This window comes from Pseudomonas sp. AS2.8 (assembly GCF_014190935.1).
Taxonomy (GTDB): domain Bacteria; phylum Pseudomonadota; class Gammaproteobacteria; order Pseudomonadales; family Pseudomonadaceae; genus Chryseomonas.
On the sequence record NZ_JACHVV010000008.1, the window covers coordinates 24,385 to 40,905 of the forward strand.

Here is a 16,521-nt window from a genome sequence, read left to right on the forward strand (position 1 = left end):
TTTTCCACGCTACGGGATGCCCACCGCGCTGGGATGACGCCTGCGGTGGATAAGGCTGCGTCCGGGGCGACGCAGCCGTTGTCGATCGGCGCCTAGTACAGCGCCTGGTACAGGCGGCGGCGATAGGTGGCGACCAGCGGATGGTCGTTGCCCAGCAGATCGAAGACCTGCACCAGGGTCTTGCGCGGCAGGTCGTCGCCGTAGCCGCGATTGCGGCGGAACAGCTCCAGCAGGCCATCCAGTGCCGGTTCGTATTGCTGGCGGGCCAGTTGCTGCACGGCCAGCTGGTAGGCGGCTTCGTCGTCGCCGGCATCGCGCGCCAGGCGGCTCTTCAATTCGGCGACCTCGGGCAGGCTGGCGGCCTGGCGCAGGAAGGTCAGCTGGGCACGGGCGCCGGCCAGCGCCTGCTTGTGTTCGTCACCCTTGACCGCGTCCAGCACGGCCTGGGCATCGTCCAGTTCATTGCGCTCGGCCAGGCAACGGGCATAGAGGATCAGCGCCAGGGCGTCACTGTTGTCTTCCTCCAGCAGCGCCTTGAGCAGCGCCTCGGCCTCGGCGAAGCGGCCCTCGGCGAACAGCGCCTGGGCGGCGTCCAGCGGATCTTCCTCGGCCGGCGGCAAGGCCTGGACATGGGGTTCGAGCAGGGCGCGGATGGCCGATTCCGGCTGGGCGCCGGCGAAGCCGTCCACCGGCTGGCCATCCTTGAACAGCACCACGGTGGGCAGGCTGCGGATGCCGAATCTCATCACCAGTTCCTGCTCGATGTCGCAGTTGACCTTGGCCAGGTGCAGGGCGCCGCCATAGGACTCGGTGATCTTGGCCAGCAGCGGCATCAGCACCTTGCAGGGCGCGCACCACTCGGCCCAGAAGTCCACCAGCACCGGGGTGCTGAAGGAGGCGTCGATGACCTGTTGCTGGAAGGTGTCGAGGGTGGCGTCGAAAATGTAGGGGACCTGGCTCATGGCGGACTCGGCAGACGAAAGATGCACTATAGGTGGGGGCGCCGGGCTTGGAAACAAGGCGGGCCGGCTCAACCCCGATAGAGCGCCACGCGGCGGAATTCGTCCGGCTCGGCCAGATCCGGGAGGGTGCAGGCCTGGAGCATGGCGATGCGGGTGAAGCCGGGGTGGGCGAGGTCGCGTACCCGCGAGTCGGCCAGCAGGATCCGCTCGGCGCGAGCCCGCAGGAGGTCAAGTAGCGGCAGGTTGGCGCGGTCGTAGAGGACATCGGCGGCCAGGATGAGATCGAAGCGCTCGATGCTGGCGTGCAGGTCGTCCAGCGTCTCGATCTGCACGGCGTTGGCCTGGGCATTGGCGCGACAGGCCGTCAGCGCCAGGGGGTCGAGGTCGCAGCAGACGACTCGTGCGGCGCCGGCCCGGGCGGCGGCGAGTCCGGCGATGCCCGAGCCGCTGCCGAAATCCAGCACCTGGCGCCCGGCGACGTGCTCGGGATGGGCGACGATCCAGCGCGCCATGGCCAGACCGCTGGCCCAGCAGAAGGCCCAGTAGGGCGGTGCTTCCAGCAGGCGCTGGGTTTCCGCCGGGGAAAAGGCCCGCGCCATGTTGGCCGGATCAATCAGCCACAGCGACAGGTCGCTGTCGGGCAGGGCCTGCAAGGAGATACGGGCGTCGCCCAGCAGGACCGTCAGCGCGGCGGCGAGATCGGCAGGAGGCGTCACGGGGTCTGGTTCAGCACCAGTTCGCCGAGATTCTGCGTGGTCGGTCCGCCGACATTCACCGGCGGCAGATAGCTGGCCAACTGACCGGCCTGGATCAGGCGCGCGTGGAATTCCACCTTGAGATCCGGGCGGGTGGGAAAGATCTCCGGATTGAAGGGCAGGCGGAACGCCAGCGGCGCGCCCTTGCCGGTCACCGTCTCGCTGGCCAGCAGGCGCTGCGGCAGGCCCTTGGCATTGACCGCCAGCAGGGCAATCTCGACCTGGGCACCGGCCGGGACCAGTCCCTGGGCATTGCGCAGCACCCCGGAGATCTCGCGCAGATTGGCCGGGGTGGGGGCGCCGGCCACCGGGACCGGTTCGTCGGCCGGGGTGGTGGGCTGCGGCGGCGTGGTTTCGGGTGGGCTGGAGCAGGCCACGAGCAGACCGGTGAGCAGCAGGGGCAGGAGGACGCGTGGGGTCATGGCGGGATCCGGAGGTCGCCGCCGGCGAGGGCGGCACGGGAGGCTGGAGAGGGGTCGTCGAACACAGTGCGCTCTTATAGCCCGGCGGCTCCTGGCTGTCGATTCGTCCGGTACCCGGAGGTTCCCGCCAGGGGGTGATCGGGTACCATGAGGGCTTTCCCTTCCGGCGGTCGACTCTCCCATGCATTGTCCCTTCTGCGGCGCCCACGACACCAAGGTCACGGATTCCCGGCTGGTCGCGGCCGGCGAGCAGGTGCGCCGGCGGCGTGAGTGCCTGGCCTGCCAGGAACGCTTCACCACCTTCGAGACCGCCGAGCTGGTGCTGCCACGGCTGATCAAGCAGGACGGCACCCGCCAACCCTTCGACGAGGACAAGTTGCGCGCCGGCATGCAGCGCGCCCTGGAGAAGCGCCCGGTCAGCGTCGAGCGCCTGGAAGAGGCCATCGCCCTGATCAAGCACCGCCTGCGCGCCACTGGCGAGCGCGAGATCCGTTCGCGGGTGGTGGGTGAACTGGTGATGGACGAACTGCGCAAGCTGGACCAGGTGGCCTATATCCGCTTCGCCTCGGTCTATCGGCAATTCCAGGACCTGGCCGAATTCCGCGACGAGATCGAGCGGCTGGCCCAGGATCCGGGCAAGCAACCGGTATGAGCGAGGCAGGCCTGGTGAACGATGCCTTCTGGATAGCCCGCGCCCTGGCGCTGGCCGCATGCGGCCGCTACAGCACGGCGCCCAATCCGCGGGTGGGCTGCGTCATCGTCCGTGACGGCCAGGTGGTGGGCGAGGGCTGGCATCGCCAGGCCGGTGGTCCCCACGCCGAGGTGCATGCTCTGCGCCAGGCGGGGGAGGCGGCGCGTGGCGCCACCGCCTATGTGACCCTGGAACCCTGCAGCCACCATGGCCGCACCCCGCCTTGCGCCGATGCCCTGGTGGCGGCGGGCGTGGCCGAGGTGGTGGCGGCCATGACCGATCCCAATCCGCTGGTGGCCGGGCGCGGCCTGGCGCGGCTCGCCGCCGCCGGTATCGCCACCCGCGCCGGAGTCCTGGAAGCCGAGGCGCGGGCGCTCAATGCCGGCTTCATCCAGCGCATGCTCAGCGGGCGCCCCTTCGTGCGGGTCAAGCTGGCGCTGAGTCTGGATGGCCGCACCGCCATGGCCAATGGCGAAAGCCAGTGGATCACCGGGCCGGCGGCGCGCCAGAGCGTGCAGCGACTGCGTGCCGAGGCGGGCGTGGTGATCACCGGCGCCGACACCGTGCTGGCCGATGGCGCGCGCCTGACCGTGCGCCCGAGCGAACTGGGCCTGAGTGGCGCAGAACTGGAACTGGCCACCTTGCGCACGCCGCAGCGGCTGCTGGTGGACGGTCGTGGCCGGGTACCGCTGGACGCGCCCTTCTTCCAGGCCGGTGCGGCGCGGGTCGCTGGTCTGGCCGGCGAGGCGCCCGCCTATGCGGCGGCCGGTCACGACTACCTGGCGCTACCCGGCGCCCAGGGCCAGGTCGATCTGGCGGCGCTGCTGGTCCGCCTGGGCAGCGAGCAGGTCAACGATGTGCTGGTGGAAGCCGGACCGCGTCTGGCCGGTGCCTTCGCCCAGGCCGGATTGGTCGATGAATATCACCTGTTCCTGGCGCCCAGGTTCCTCGGTTCCAGCTCCCGGCCGTTGCTGGACTGGCCACTGGAGCACCTGGCCGAGGCCCCGCAGCTGGAGATCCTCAGCGTTACCCCGGTGGGCGCGGACCTGCACCTGATCGCCCGACCGGCCAGGGACACCTGACGCCCCTGGCCCCGCGGCGGCGAACTGTGTTACAAAACCTGCGCTGCCCTCGGGTGGCGAGTTCTCAGGGCGGGGTGCAATTCCCCACCGGCGGTAATGCCCGATCAGTCGGGACGAGCCCGCGAGCGCTCTCTCGTCCTCTGCGGCGGGGGAGGTCAGCAGACCCGGTTGGATTCCGGGGCCGACGGTCATAGTCCGGATGAGAGAGAACGGGATAGCCTCGCCTGGCAGGGGTGCAAGCCCCTCGTCCGTCTGATTTCCCTTCTGTCCGTACGCCCTGTTTTTTCACCGAAACAGGAGTTCGTCGATGTCTAGCTGCACCGCCTTTCTGGCTCTACCTCTTGGAGGCCTGAGCTGATGTTTACCGGAATCATCGAAGCCCTCGGCGAGATCCGCGCCCTCACGCCCAAGGGCGGCGACGTGCGCCTCTACGTCGCCACCGGCAAGCTCGATCTTGCCGACGTCAAGCTCGGCGACAGCATCGCCGTCAACGGGGTCTGCCTCACCGCCGTGGAATTGCCCGGCGACGGCTTCTGGGCCGACGTCAGTCGCGAGACCCTGAGCCTCACCAGCCTGGGCGGCCTCAAGCCTGGCAGCAAGGTCAACCTGGAAAAGGCGCTGATGCCCACCAGTCGCCTCGGCGGCCATCTGGTCAGCGGCCACGTGGACGGACTCGGCGAAGTGGTCTCCCGCGCCGATAACGCCCGTGCCGTGCAATTCCGCCTGCGCGCCCCGGCCGAACTGGCCCGCTACATCGCGCTCAAGGGCTCGATCACCGTGGACGGCGTCAGCCTCACGGTGAACGCGGTGGACGGCGCCGAATTCGAGCTGACCATCGTCCCCCACACCCTCGGCGAGACCATCATGGCCGACTACCGGCCCGGACGCCGGGTGAACCTGGAGGTGGACCTGCTGGCCCGCTACCTGGAGCGCCTGCTGCTGGGCGACAAGGCCGCCGAGTCCAGCAAGGGCGGCGTCACCGAACACTTTCTCGCCGAACATGGCTATCTGCAGCGCTAAGGACGACACCGTGGCACTTTCCAGCATCGAAGACATCATCCAGGACATCCGCGCGGGCAAGATGGTCATCCTCATGGACGACGAGGACCGCGAGAACGAAGGCGACATCATCATCGCCTCCGAATGCGTCACCGCCGAACACATCAACTTCATGGCCCGCCACGCGCGCGGCCTGATCTGCATGCCGATGAGCAAGGGCCTCTGCGAGCGCCTCAACCTGCCGATGATGGCCAGCCGCAACGCCTCCGGCTTCGGCACCAAGTTCACCGTGTCCATCGAGGCCGCCGAGGGCATCAGCACCGGCATCTCCGCCGCCGACCGCGCGCGCACCGTGCAGGCCGCCATCGCCAAGGACGCCAAGGCCGGCGACGTGGTCAGCCCCGGCCACATGTTCCCGCTGATGGCCCAGCCCGGCGGCGTGCTGGCGCGTGCCGGCCACACCGAGGCCGCCTGCGACCTGGCGCGCATGGCCGGTTTCGCCGAGAGCGGGGTGATCTGCGAGGTGATGAACGACGACGGCACCATGGCCCGGCGCGACGAGCTCGAAGCCTTCGCCGAGCAGCACGGCCTCAAGGTCGGCACCATCGCCGATCTGATCCACTACCGCCTGCTCCACGAACACACCGTCAAGCGCATCGACGAGCAGCAGCTGGAGACCGAACTCGGTCCGTTCAAGCTGGTGACCTATCGCGACGAGGTGGAGGGCGACGTCCACCTGGCGCTGATCCGTGGCGACCTGGCCGGCCAGGAGCTGCCGCTGGTGCGGGTGCACAACATGGATCCGCTGCGCGACCTCCTGCAGGTGCAGCAGCCGGGTCGCTGGAGTCTGCGCAGCGCCATGGAGCGCGTGGCCCGCGAAGGCACCGGCGTGGTGCTGCTGCTCGGTCACTCGATCGAGGGCGACGACCTGCTGGCGCACCTGCGCGAGCCGCTCCCGGTGCCCAAGGCGCTGTCCACCTACAGCACCGTCGGTGCCGGTTCGCAGATCCTCCGCGACCTGGGCATTCGTCAGATGCGCCTGCTCAGCTCGCCGATGAAGTTCAATGCCATATCCGGCTTCGACCTGGAAGTAGTAGACTATCTGCCTCCTGAAGAATGACCCTTCCGCCTGGCGCGCCCCGCCCGGGTGGCATGGCGCGCTTCACCTGGATTTCCACGGACGGCCTGGCACTGCCGGCCGTCCGGCTCTTTGACAACTGGACCCGCACATGAACATCAAGACCTTTGAAGGCACCTTCATCGCTCCCCAGGGCCGTTTCGCCCTGGTGGTCGGCCGCTTTAACAGCTTCGTCGTCGAGAGCCTGCTGCAGGGCGCCATCGACGCTCTGGTGCGTCACGGCATCAAGCCGGACGACCTGACCATCATCCGCGTCCCCGGCGCCTTCGAGATCCCGCTGGCAGTGCAGAAGATCGCCCAGCGCGACGAATTCGACGCCATCATCGCCCTCGGCGCGGTGATCCGCGGCGGCACTCCCCACTTCGAATACGTGGCCGGCGAGTGCACCAAAGGTCTGGCCCAGGTCTCCATGGAATTCGGCGTACCGGTGTCCTTTGGCGTCCTGACCGTCGATTCCATCGAGCAGGCCATCGAGCGCTCCGGCACCAAGGCCGGCAACAAGGGCGCCGAAGCCGCCCTGTCCGCTCTGGAAATGGTCAGCCTGCTGGCGCAGCTGGAGGCCAAGTGAGCGGCGATCTGACTCCGCCCGCGGCCGGCAAGCCCGCGGGCAAGAAGGCCCCCACCGGCAAACTGGCTGCCCGTCGCGAAGCGCGCAGCCTGTCGGTCCAGGCCCTGTACCAGTGGCACATGGCGGGCCAGGCGATCAACGAGATCGAGGCGCAGTTTCGCGTCGACAATGATTTCGCCAAGGTCGACGGCGCCTACTTCCACGAAGTCCTCCATGGCGTCCCGGCCAACAAGAGCGAGATCGACGGTCTGATCCTGCCCTGCCTGGACCGGGCCATGAACGAGGTGGATCCGGTCGAGCTGGCCGTGCTGCGACTGTCCTGCTACGAGCTGCTCAAGCGTATCGACGTGCCCTATCGCGTGGTGATCAACGAGGGCATCGAGATGGCCAAGATCTTCGGCGCCACCGACGGCCACAAGTTCGTCAACGGCGTGCTGGACAAGCTGGCGCCCAAGCTGCGCAGCGCCGAGTTGCGCGGCAAGCGCTGATCGCCCGCTCTGGCATGGGTGAATTCGAACTCATCCGTCGCTATTTCGCCGCGGCGCCCTGCGCCCGCAGCGGACCCGGCGTGGCGCTGGGCATCGGTGACGACTGCGCGCTGCTGGCACCCGCCCCGGGTGAGCAGCTGGCGGTTTCCACCGACACCCTGACCGCCGGGGTGCATTTCCCTGATCCCTGCCCGGATGCGCACGGCCTCGGCCAGCGCGCCCTGGCGGTGAGCGCCAGCGACCTGGCGGCCATGGGCGCCGCGCCCTTGGGCTTCACCCTGGCGCTGACCCTGCCGAGCGTCGAACCCGCCTGGCTGGAAGGCCTGGCGGCAGGACTTGCGCAGATGGCCGAGCAGTGCGAGTTGCGCCTGGTCGGTGGCGATACCACCCGCGGCCCGCTGTCCCTTACCCTCACGGTTTTCGGCCAGGTGCCGGCCGGTCAGGCCCTGCTGCGCAGCGGTGCCCGCCCGGGCGATCTGCTGTGCCTGGGCGGTGCGCCGGGCGAGGCGGGTGGGGCCTTGCCCTTCGTCCTCGGTCAGCGTGCAGCGGAGGACGATGCCTGTCGGCACCTGCTGGCGCGCTACTGGGCGCCCCAGCCGCAATTCGACCTCGGCCTCTGGCTGCGCGGGCGGGCGACGGCGGCCCAGGACGTCTCCGACGGCCTGGTAGCCGATTGCGGCCACATCGCCGCGGCCTCCGGCGTCCGCCTGGTGCTGGAGACGGCGCGGCTGCCGGTGAGTCCGGCGCTGACCGCGCTGTTTCCCGCCGACGAGGTGCTGCGCCTGGCCCTCGGCGCGGGCGACGACTACCTGCTGGTCTTTACCCTGCCGCCGGGCCAGGCGCCGGCCCTGGCCGCCGCCTGGCCCCAGGCGCAGGTGATCGGGCGCGTCGAGGCGGGCAGCGGCGTGCTCGTGCTCGCCGCCGATGGTCGGCCGCTGACCCCGATACACACCGGTTTCCAACATTTCTAGCGCCCTGGCGCGGAGTCCTCTCTTGAGCGAACAGCAAGCCCCCGCCCAGCCGGTCCCCCTTTCGGTCTGGCGCGATCCCTGGCACTTCCTGGCCTTCGGCCTGGGTTCCGGCACCCTGCCCAAGGCGCCCGGCACCTGGGGTTCGCTGATCGCCTTGCCCTTCCTGCCGCTCTGGCAGCTGCTCGGCGGCTGGAGCTATCCGCTGCTGCTGGTGCTGCTGACCGTCTTCGGTTGCTGGTTGTGCGGCAAGGTCGCCCGCGAGCTGGGCGTGCACGATCACGAGGGCATCGTCTGGGACGAGATGGTCGGCATCTGGATCACCTTCTGGCTGGCGCCTCCGGGCTTGATCTGGCTGCTGGTGGGTTTCGTCGCCTTCCGCGTGCTGGACATCTGCAAGCCCTGGCCAATCCGCTGGCTGGATGTCAATGTCCGCGGCGGCGTCGGCATCATGGTCGACGATGTACTGGCCGGCATCCTCGCCTGGCTGGTGGTTCAGGGATTACACATCGGTTGGGGTCATCTCGTCGGCTGACGAGACGCAGGCCCAAGGAGCAGGGCAGTGAAAAGACTGGGCGCGTACGGCCTGCTGTTGGCCGTCGGTTCGCTCGCCTGGGCGCAACCCCAGGTCAGGGTCGTGGGGTTGTTCAATGGCGCCGCGGTGGTCAACGTCAATGGCCAGCGCAAGTTGCTGCGGGTCGGCCAGCGCCTGGACGACGTCGAGGTGGTCAGCGCGGATCCCCAGCAGGCGGTGCTGCGCATCGACGGCCGGATCCAGACCTTTGCCCTCGACCGCGAATACAGCGACGGCTACAGCGCTCCGCAGCGCCGCGAATTCAGCGTGCCGCGCAGCAACAACGGCCATTACCAGGTCACCGCCAACGTCAATGGCCGTCCGGTGTCGCTGCTGGTGGACACCGGCGCCACCAGCGTCGCCCTGAGTGGCGCCCAGGCCGATCAGCTGGGCATCAGCTATCGCGACGGCACCCCGGGCTGGGTGGAAACCGCCAGCGGTCATGCCCGCGCCTGGCGCACCACGCTCAAGCAGGTGCGCCTGGGCGATGTCGAGGTGGTCGGGGTGGACGCCATGGTGCTGGAGGGCAACTATCCCAGCCAGGGGCTGCTGGGCATGAGTTTCCTCAATCGCGTGGGCTGGCGCGAGGCCCAGGGCATCTTCTACGTCCAGGCGCGCTGATAGATCGGCGGGTATCGACGTCATAACCCCTGGCGATGACGCCGGGCCCGGGGAAAAGGTTACAATGTACGTCTTTCCCCGCCAGGAGCCCGCAGGTGTCCGTCGTCTTTGTCGCCGCCTCCCAACTGCCCACCCCCTTCGGCCTGTTCATCATGCACGGTTTCCTCGACGAGACCGATGGCAAGGAGCACGTCGCCCTGACCTTCGGTGACGTGGCCGATGGCGAGCCGGTGCTGGGACGACTGCATTCCGAATGCCTGACCGGCGATGCGCTGTTCAGCCTGAGATGCGACTGCGGTTTCCAGCTGGAAGCGGCGCTGCGCGCCATCGCCGAGGCCGGTCGCGGCGTGCTGCTCTATCTGCGCCAGGAAGGACGCGGCATCGGCCTGCTCAACAAGATCCGCGCCTATGAGCTGCAGGATGCCGGCGCCGATACCGTGGAAGCCAACGAGCGCCTGGGCTTCGGCGCCGACCAGCGCACCTATGCGCTGTGCAAGCCGATGCTCGAATACCTGGGCGTCACCTCGCTGCGGTTGATGACCAACAATCCGCGCAAGGTGAAGGCGCTCGAGGTGCTCGGCATCCCGGTCGCCGAGCGGGTGCCGCTGCAGGAAGGCCTCAATCCGCACAACCGCCGCTATCTGCTGACCAAGGCCGGCAAGCTTGGCCACATGCTCGGCAATCTGCATCAGAACGAAGAGACCGTCGATCCGGCCTCCTGATCAGCCGGCTGCGCGCGCCGGTTCGAGGCGCTGCGCGGCTTCCTGCAATTCCAGCACCTGTTGATCCACATTGCGACTGGCGCCCAAGGTGGTCTGGGCCAGCTCGGCGCTGCGCCGAGCCTGGTCCTGGGCCGCCTGGCTGCGTAGCTGCAGCTGGTTGCCGCTGGTGTCCAGGGCCTCCAGGGTGTGGCCGATGTGGGTCAGGTGCTCCTGCAGCGCGCCGACATCGCGATCGATGGCGCCCAGGGCCTCCTGGGCCTGGTCCGAACGACTGCGCGAGGTCTGGGCGTCCGCCTTGCAGCGCTGCATGGCGGCCGCCGCCTGTTCCGACAGCAGGCGGATCTGGTCGAGGATGCTGGCGATCTCGCGGGTGGAATCCGCCGAATGATTGGCCAGGCGCCGCACCTCGTCGGCGACCACGGCGAAGCCGCGCCCCTGATCGCCGGCGCGTGCGGCTTCGATGGCGGCGTTGAGCGCCAGCAGGTTGGTCTGCTCGGCAATGCCGCGGATGGTGTCGGTGACATGGCGCACCGCATGGGTCTGCTCGTTCAGCGCCGTGATGGTGCCGGCCGAGGTGCCGATGGTGCCATCGAGGGTTTCCAGATCGCGGGCCACCTGGCCGACCAGCAGATTGCCGTGGTCGCTGCCGTTGCGCGCCCGGGTCGAAAGGCCACTGCTGTCGCGCACATGGGCGGCCATCTCCTGGCTGCCCTGCAGCATCGTCTGCATGGCCTGGGTGTTGGCCTCGGCCGCCTGCCATTGCTGTTCGGCTTCCAGGCTGGCGTGCTGGGCTCCGCGCTGCAGACTGGCGGCATCGGCGCTCAGGGCGCGGGTAACCTGTTTGACGGTCTGCAGCGAGGTGTCGAGGCGATCGACGAAGCTGTTGATCCAGATCGCCAGCTCGCCGGTCTCGTCGGCGCGAAAGCCCCGGCGATCCAGGCGCTGGTCGAGACTGGCGCCGCATTCGGCGATGTCCAGGAAGAAGTCGCCCAGGCGTTGCAGGCGACGGGTACAGGGCCGCACCACCAGGCCGGCATAGAGCGCCAGGGCCAGGGCCGCGCTGCCCAGGGTGAAGCTGGTCTGCCACAGCGGTTGCCAGAGGCTCAGGGCGGCCTGCAGACCCCAGGCGCCCGCGCCCAGCAGCAGGGCGCCGAGCAGCAGGTACTGGGTCAGACTGCCGCCGCGATAGGCTTCTTCCAGATCGGCTTCGCAGAGCAGGCCCCAGGTGTCCGGCGAACCGGGCAGTTGCAGAGTGACGCCGGCACCGATCACCGGGACGTGGCGATAGTCGGAGTAGCCCGGATAGCCGACGAAGAGATTGCGCCCCCGGCGCAGGGTCTCGCGGACTCCGGGGTGCAGCTCGCCAGTCGCCGGCGCGGTGAATTTCAGCTCGAATTCGGTGTGCTCGCGCACCCGTACCGTGCCGAAGGGCGTCGCGACGCCCTGCTTGAGGTTGTCACCGGCGGTAAAGGTGGCGTCCTCGAAACGCGAGCGGGACAGGGCGGTACCCGGCGCGATGCCCGGATCGGCGACCGCCTTGATCATGAACAGGTAGTTGTCGCCGGAGTCGGGAAAGACATGGCCGGCCTCGCGCTGGATGAGATCGCTGAGCACATCGTTGGGCAGGCGCAGGCAGAGACAGCCCAGGGTACGTCCGGTTTGGCGCAGGGGCTGATGGAACAGCAGGGTGACGGCGTCGTGGAAGGCCGAGGTGGTCGGCCCCAGGGCGAGGGTGACCGGGTCACGGTAGGGGCCCTGCAGAAAGGGAGCCTGCAGACCGTGGGCGAGGGCTGCGGCGTCGTGCCGCTGCCCCTGGCGCTGACGTGCGGTGGAGGCGAGGACCAGGCCCTGGGTATCCACCACGAAGAGCTCGGAGGCCGCGCCCAGGTGCAGCAGGGCGTTGTCCAGGAGATGGGGATCCAGCGCGGGCCAGCCGGTCTCCAGCGCCCCGGCGATCCGTTCCAGTTGCTGCCAGTGCCGCTGGGTCCAGGTCAGTAGCAGATCACGACGGGTGCCGGCCAGGCCGGCAAAGGTCTTTTCCAGGCGTGCCTGTCGACCTCCGTTGCGCAGGCAGGCCCAGCCACGGGCGATCTTTCCATTGCGCCCCAGCCAGGGCAGCCAGCGGCGCTCGGGGCCGCTCAGATCCATGTCACTCATAACACCCGTCCTTGCCGCCACGCTGATTGCAGTCAGCGGCCAGCATGGTAGGGGCTTAAGCCGCGTACTAGAGCGGCTGGACGAGGTGTCGGTGCCTTCGGATCAGCGGTGCGCGGTCGCTCAGGCGGACGCGCCGCGCACCAGGTGTGGCGAGGTATCGGCCTGGGTGGCTTCCAGCAGCGCCAGGCGCTCGCGCACCGCACGCTCGATTCCGGCGACGTCCAGGCCGCACTCGGCGAGCATGTCGGCCGGCTTGGCGTGTTCGATGTAGCTGTCCGGCAGGCCCAAGTTGAGCACGGGCTGGACCAGGGCATTGGCCTGCAGGAATTCGTTGACCGCACTGCCGGCGCCGCCCATGACGCTGTTTTCCTCGACGGTGACCAGCAGGTCGTGGTCGGCAGCAAACTGGCGGATCAGGGCCTCGTCCAGCGGCTTGACGAATCTCATGTCGGCCACGCTGGCGTCCAGGCGCTCGGCGACCTGCAGGGCCTCGGCCAGTTGCACGCCAAACACCAGGAAGCCGACCTTGGCGCCGTTCTTCAGGCTGCTCTGGCGACGCACCACGCCCTTGCCGATGGGCAGGGGTTCCAGTCCCGGATCGAGGGCGGCATTGGGACCGCTGCCACGCGGGTAGCGCACCGCGGCGGGGCCCTGGTGGCGATAGCCGGTGGTGAGCAGGCGGCGCAGCTCGTTTTCGTCGCTGGGCGCCATGATCACCATGCCGGGGATGCAGCGCAGATAGGACAGGTCGAAGCTGCCGGCGTGGGTCGGACCGTCTTCGCCGACCAGGCCGGCGCGGTCGATGGCGAAGAGCACGTCCAGATTCTGCACCGCCACGTCGTGGATCAGCTGGTCGTAGCCGCGCTGCAGGAAGGTGGAATAGATGGCCACCACCGGCTTCATGCCGTCGCAGGCCAGGCCGGCGGCCAGGGTCACCGCGTGCTGCTCGGCGATGGCCACGTCGAAATAGCGCTCGGGATAGCGTTCGGCGAAGCGGATCAGGTCGGAGCCTTCCTTCATCGCCGGGGTGATGCCCACCAGCTTGGCATCGGCGGCGGCCATGTCGCACAGCCAGTCGCCGAAGATGTTGGAGTACTTGGGCGCGCCCGGGCGCTTGGGCTTGGCGTCCAGCGGCTCCAGCTTGGTGATGGCGTGGTAGCCGATGGGATCGGCCTCGGCGATGGACAGGCCCTTGCCCTTGCGGGTGATGACGTGGAGGAACTGCGGGCCCTTGGCGTCGCGCAGATTGCGCAGGGTGGTGACCAGGGTCGGCAGGTCATGGCCGTCGATGGGGCCGATATAGTTCCAGCCCAGCTCCTCGAACAGGGTGCCGGGTACCAGCATGCCCTTGGCGGCCTCTTCGGTGCGGCGGGCGATTTCCCAGGCACCGGGCAGCTTGGAGAGGGCCTTCTTGCCGTTCTCGCGCAGGTGCTGGTAGGTGCGGCTGGAGAGCAGCCGCGCCAGGTAGTTGGACAGGCCACCGACATTGCGCGAGATGGACATGTCGTTGTCGTTGAGCACCACCAGCATGTTGGCGCCGGTGTCCGAGGCGTGGTTGAGCGCCTCGAAGGCCATGCCCGCGGTCAGGGCGCCGTCGCCGATCACCGCGACCGACTTACGCTCGATGCCCTGCAGCTGGGCGGCGATGGCCATACCCAGCGCGGCGCCGATGGAGGTGCTGGAGTGACCGACGCCAAAGGTGTCGTACTCGCTCTCGCTGCGGCGCGGGAAGGCGGCCAGGCCGTCCTTCTGGCGCAGGCTGGCCATGCCTTCGCGACGGCCGGTGAGGATCTTATGCGGATAGGCCTGGTGGCCGACGTCCCACACCAGCCGGTCTTCCGGGGTGTTGAAGACGTAGTGCAGGGCCAAGGTCAGTTCGATGACCCCCAGGCCGGCGCCGAAGTGACCGCCGGTCTGGCCCACGGTCCACAGGAGAAAGGCGCGCAGTTCGTCGGCGACGGCTTCCAGCTCGGCGTCACCGAGCTGGCGCAGCTGGACCGGCGAGTCGATGCGGTCGAGCAGGGGCGTCGCGGGACGCTGGCGGGGAATCTCGTGAAACGTCTTGGGCATCTGGCTGATCACTTTGCGCAGAGAATTAGGCAGTTTACCCGATGCCCGCGTGGCATCCCAACAGCGGACAGGGCGTCTTGTTATGCCCCTGTGACAACGGACCCGGGGGCAAATGCGGCCCGGGTCACGAGTTTTTCCGCCGGGAAGCGCCTAGTGTGGTGTTTCAGAGGTTCGCGCAAGAATTGGCGAGTGATTTTTTGATCCTGGCCAGGCGCCGCGACGAGTCATAGCAGGGCTATGGCGAGGAGTGGCAACGCCAGCAGGGACGAAAAAGCGCCGCCAAAATTGTGCAGGTAACTTCTGAAACACCACACTAGCTGCGCCTTGCCACGATGTAGCGGGCCAGGGCGCGCAGGGGTTCGGCCGGCGCGCCCAGCGGCTCGAGGGCGGTCAGGGCGGTGTCGCGCAGCTCCAGGGCATAGGCCTTGGCCGCGTCCAGGCCGAGCAGCGCCGGGTAGGTCGGTTTGTCGCGGGCGAGATCGGCGCCCTGGCGCTTGCCCAGGGTCTGGGTATCGCTTTCGATGTCGAGCACGTCGTCCCAGACCTGGAAGGCCAGGCCGATGGCCTCGGCGTAGCGGGCCAGGGCCTCACGCTCGGCGGCACCGGCGGCTTCGCTGGCCAGGGCGCCGAGCTGCACGCTGGCCGCGATCAGGGCGCCGGTCTTGTGCAGGTGCATGATTTCCAGCGCCGGCTGGTCGATGCGTCGGCCGACCGATTCCAGGTCGATGGCCTGGCCGCCGACCATACCCGCCGGACCGCTGGCGCGCGCCAGTACCGCGACCATCTCCAGCCGCACCGCAGCGTCCTGGGGCGCCGCCAGCAGGGTCTCGAAGGCCAGGGTCTGCAGGCCGTCGCCGGCCAGGATGGCGCAGGCTTCGTCATAGGCCTTGTGGGTGGTGAGCCGACCGCGGCGCAGGTCGTCGTCGTCCATGGCCGGCAGGTCGTCGTGGACCAGGGAATAGGCGTGGATCAGCTCCACCGCGCAGGCGGCCTGGTCAGCACGCGCCGGATCGCCACCCAGGGCTTCGCAGGCGGCATAGACCAGCAGCGGCCGCACCCGCTTGCCACCGCCCATGACGCTGTAGGCCATGGCGGCATAGAGCCGGGCGAGTTCGGCGCGGGGGGCGGTGAAGAGCGGGGCGAGGGCGCTATCGACGCGGGTCTGGCAGCGTTGCTGGTAGGCCTCGATCATGCGTCGTCCCCGACCGGGGCGAAGGGGGCGGCGGTGAGTTCGCCGTCTTTTTCCAGCAGGATCTGCACCTTCTGCTCGGCCTGGACCAGCGCGCCCTGGCATTCGCGGGTCAGGCGGATGCCCTGTTCGAAGGCGCCGAGGGAGTCCTCCAGGGACAGCTCGCCACTTTCCAGGCGTTCCACCAGGGTCTGCAGTTCGGCCAGGGATTGTTCGAAGTCGGGAGCTTTCTTGCGGGCCATCGGGATTCTCGGCAGAGGCGATCGGGTCGCGGGAAGTGGGCTACAGGTCGACCATTGTGCCACAGCCATCGGTGCCGCTTGACGCCATGCCCGGCCAGGCCCTAGGGTAGCCGTCATGAAAACGCGCAGCCCTCAACGCCCCAGCATTATTACCGCCATTACCTGATGGCGGGACAGCGTTAGCTGCGCAACCAGACCCGCCCAAGAGGCGGGTTTTTACTTTCTGACTCCTGGGCCAATGCGAAGACCAGGAGAGTTCCATGTCTACCGCTGCGCTGTGTGCCCGTATCCAGAGAGCAGATGCTCTCATCAATAGCCGCGATTTCGCGGCGCTGGCCGACTTCTATACCGAGGATGCCCTATTGGTACTCAGGCCAGGGCTCCAGGTGAATGGCCGCATTGCTATCATCGGGGCCTTCGAGCGCATCGCCGCGCATTTCGGAGATGACTTGCAGGTGCGGCAATCCTGTTTTCAGGTTCTGGCCACGGGTGACACTGCGTTGGTTCTCGCGCGCTTAGCGCTGGGATCGGCAGACCAGCCCGTGGCGCAGCGTCAGGCTACCTATGTCTTTCTACGGGAAGCCGATGACCAGTGGCGTTGTGCAGTAGATAACTCCTATGGGACTGGGCTGCTGGATGCCCAGATGGAGGCCGCGCCATGACCGTCCAGGAACCCGCCACCGATCTCTTGCAGCGCTATGCCCGCAAGATCCTCGAAGCCCCCGTCTACGACGTGGCGATCGAAACGCCCCTGCAACCGGCGCGGGCGCTGTCCGAACGACTGGGCTGCCAGGTGCTGCTCAAGCGTGAAGACCTGCAGCCGGTGTTTTCCTTCAAGATCCGCGGTGCCTACACCAAGCTGGCCAGCCTCTC

At 68.4% G+C, this 16,521-nt stretch carries 18 protein-coding genes, 1 pseudogene and 1 riboswitch; of the genes and pseudogenes, 12 read left to right on the plus strand and 7 right to left on the minus strand.

Annotated features, from left to right (window positions below; genetic code table 11):
• Positions 1–92: 92 nt before the first annotated feature.
• From trxA to FHR73_RS22255, 3 genes are all read right to left on the minus strand, one after another.
• The gene (trxA, locus tag FHR73_RS22245; protein ID WP_183634067.1) at positions 93–962 is read right to left on the minus strand and encodes a thioredoxin; all 870 of its coding nucleotides are present in this window, start codon (positions 960–962) and stop codon (positions 93–95) included.
• Between the two features lie 68 nt (positions 963–1,030).
• The gene (locus FHR73_RS22250) at positions 1,031–1,678 is read right to left on the minus strand and encodes a methyltransferase (RefSeq protein WP_183634068.1); all 648 of its coding nucleotides are present in this window, start codon (positions 1,676–1,678) and stop codon (positions 1,031–1,033) included.
• Positions 1,675–2,139 carry a YbaY family lipoprotein gene (locus FHR73_RS22255; protein ID WP_027599172.1) on the minus strand — a complete coding sequence of 155 codons (465 nt, stop codon included), beginning with the start codon at positions 2,137–2,139 and terminating at the stop codon, positions 1,675–1,677. Before FHR73_RS22255 ends, FHR73_RS22250 begins: the two co-directional genes overlap by 4 nt.
• 181 nt (positions 2,140–2,320) lie before the next feature.
• On the opposite strand from FHR73_RS22255, the gene nrdR reads away from it, so the two are divergent.
• The 10 genes from nrdR to ribA all read left to right on the plus strand — a co-directional run bounded on the left by nrdR (position 2,321) and on the right by ribA (position 9,990).
• A complete protein-coding gene (gene nrdR / locus FHR73_RS22260) occupies positions 2,321–2,791 on the plus strand; it encodes a transcriptional regulator NrdR (RefSeq protein ID WP_007161213.1) in 471 nt (156 codons plus the stop codon).
• Complete coding sequence (gene ribD / locus FHR73_RS22265; protein WP_183634070.1) at positions 2,788–3,912, plus strand: bifunctional diaminohydroxyphosphoribosylaminopyrimidine deaminase/5-amino-6-(5-phosphoribosylamino)uracil reductase RibD; 1,125 nt, start codon at positions 2,788–2,790, stop codon at positions 3,910–3,912. The genes nrdR and ribD overlap by 4 nt, the downstream gene beginning before the upstream one ends.
• Positions 3,913–3,968: 56 nt before the next feature.
• A riboswitch (FMN riboswitch) is annotated at positions 3,969–4,127 on the plus strand.
• 142 nt (positions 4,128–4,269) lie between these two features.
• Positions 4,270–4,932 carry a riboflavin synthase gene (locus tag FHR73_RS22270; RefSeq protein WP_183634072.1) on the plus strand — a complete coding sequence of 221 codons (663 nt, stop codon included), beginning with the start codon at positions 4,270–4,272 and terminating at the stop codon, positions 4,930–4,932.
• Positions 4,913–6,031 carry a bifunctional 3,4-dihydroxy-2-butanone-4-phosphate synthase/GTP cyclohydrolase II gene (gene ribBA, locus FHR73_RS22275; protein WP_221191684.1) on the plus strand — a complete coding sequence of 373 codons (1,119 nt, stop codon included), beginning with the start codon at positions 4,913–4,915 and terminating at the stop codon, positions 6,029–6,031. Before FHR73_RS22270 ends, ribBA begins: the two co-directional genes overlap by 20 nt.
• 109 nt (positions 6,032–6,140) lie before the next feature.
• On the plus strand, positions 6,141–6,617 hold the full coding sequence (ribE, locus tag FHR73_RS22280) for a 6,7-dimethyl-8-ribityllumazine synthase (RefSeq protein WP_007161209.1): 477 nt from the start codon (positions 6,141–6,143) through the stop codon (positions 6,615–6,617).
• Positions 6,614–7,105: a transcription antitermination factor NusB gene (nusB, locus tag FHR73_RS22285; RefSeq protein WP_133860576.1), complete on the plus strand. Its 492-nt coding sequence runs from the start codon at positions 6,614–6,616 to the stop codon at positions 7,103–7,105. Before ribE ends, nusB begins: the two co-directional genes overlap by 4 nt.
• A gap of 14 nt (positions 7,106–7,119) precedes the next feature.
• Positions 7,120–8,076, plus strand: coding sequence for a thiamine-phosphate kinase (thiL, locus tag FHR73_RS22290; RefSeq protein WP_183634076.1), 957 nt, complete (start codon positions 7,120–7,122; stop codon positions 8,074–8,076).
• 22 nt (positions 8,077–8,098) lie between these two features.
• Positions 8,099–8,608 (plus strand): phosphatidylglycerophosphatase A, encoded by a 510-nt coding sequence (locus FHR73_RS22295; RefSeq protein ID WP_007161206.1) that lies wholly within the window; start codon positions 8,099–8,101, stop codon positions 8,606–8,608.
• A 27-nt stretch (positions 8,609–8,635) separates the two neighbouring features.
• The gene (locus FHR73_RS22300; RefSeq protein WP_183634078.1) at positions 8,636–9,268 is read left to right on the plus strand and encodes a TIGR02281 family clan AA aspartic protease; all 633 of its coding nucleotides are present in this window, start codon (positions 8,636–8,638) and stop codon (positions 9,266–9,268) included.
• Between the two features lie 95 nt (positions 9,269–9,363).
• Positions 9,364–9,990, plus strand: coding sequence for a GTP cyclohydrolase II (gene ribA / locus FHR73_RS22305; protein ID WP_183634080.1), 627 nt, complete (start codon positions 9,364–9,366; stop codon positions 9,988–9,990).
• On the opposite strand, the pseudogene FHR73_RS22980 reads toward ribA, so the two are convergent.
• The 4 genes and pseudogenes from FHR73_RS22980 to FHR73_RS22325 all read right to left on the minus strand — a co-directional run.
• Positions 9,991–10,503: pseudogene (locus tag FHR73_RS22980) on the minus strand (methyl-accepting chemotaxis protein); the annotation flags it as partial.
• A gap of 1,764 nt (positions 10,504–12,267) precedes the next feature.
• Positions 12,268–14,217, minus strand: a complete 1,950-nt coding sequence (dxs, locus tag FHR73_RS22315) for a 1-deoxy-D-xylulose-5-phosphate synthase (protein ID WP_183634084.1) — start codon at positions 14,215–14,217, stop codon at positions 12,268–12,270.
• 313 nt (positions 14,218–14,530) lie between these two features.
• Positions 14,531–15,409: a polyprenyl synthetase family protein gene (locus FHR73_RS22320; RefSeq protein ID WP_183634086.1), complete on the minus strand. Its 879-nt coding sequence runs from the start codon at positions 15,407–15,409 to the stop codon at positions 14,531–14,533.
• Positions 15,406–15,648 (minus strand): exodeoxyribonuclease VII small subunit, encoded by a 243-nt coding sequence (locus FHR73_RS22325; protein WP_183634088.1) that lies wholly within the window; start codon positions 15,646–15,648, stop codon positions 15,406–15,408. Before FHR73_RS22325 ends, FHR73_RS22320 begins: the two co-directional genes overlap by 4 nt.
• 260 nt (positions 15,649–15,908) lie before the next feature.
• On the opposite strand from FHR73_RS22325, the gene FHR73_RS22330 reads away from it, so the two are divergent.
• Both FHR73_RS22330 and FHR73_RS22335 read left to right on the plus strand, forming a co-directional pair.
• Positions 15,909–16,310 carry an SgcJ/EcaC family oxidoreductase gene (locus FHR73_RS22330; protein WP_183634090.1) on the plus strand — a complete coding sequence of 134 codons (402 nt, stop codon included), beginning with the start codon at positions 15,909–15,911 and terminating at the stop codon, positions 16,308–16,310.
• On the plus strand, positions 16,307–16,521 hold a 215-nt coding region (locus FHR73_RS22335), incomplete at its 3' end, for a pyridoxal-phosphate dependent enzyme (protein WP_183634092.1). The genes FHR73_RS22330 and FHR73_RS22335, both read left to right, overlap by 4 nt.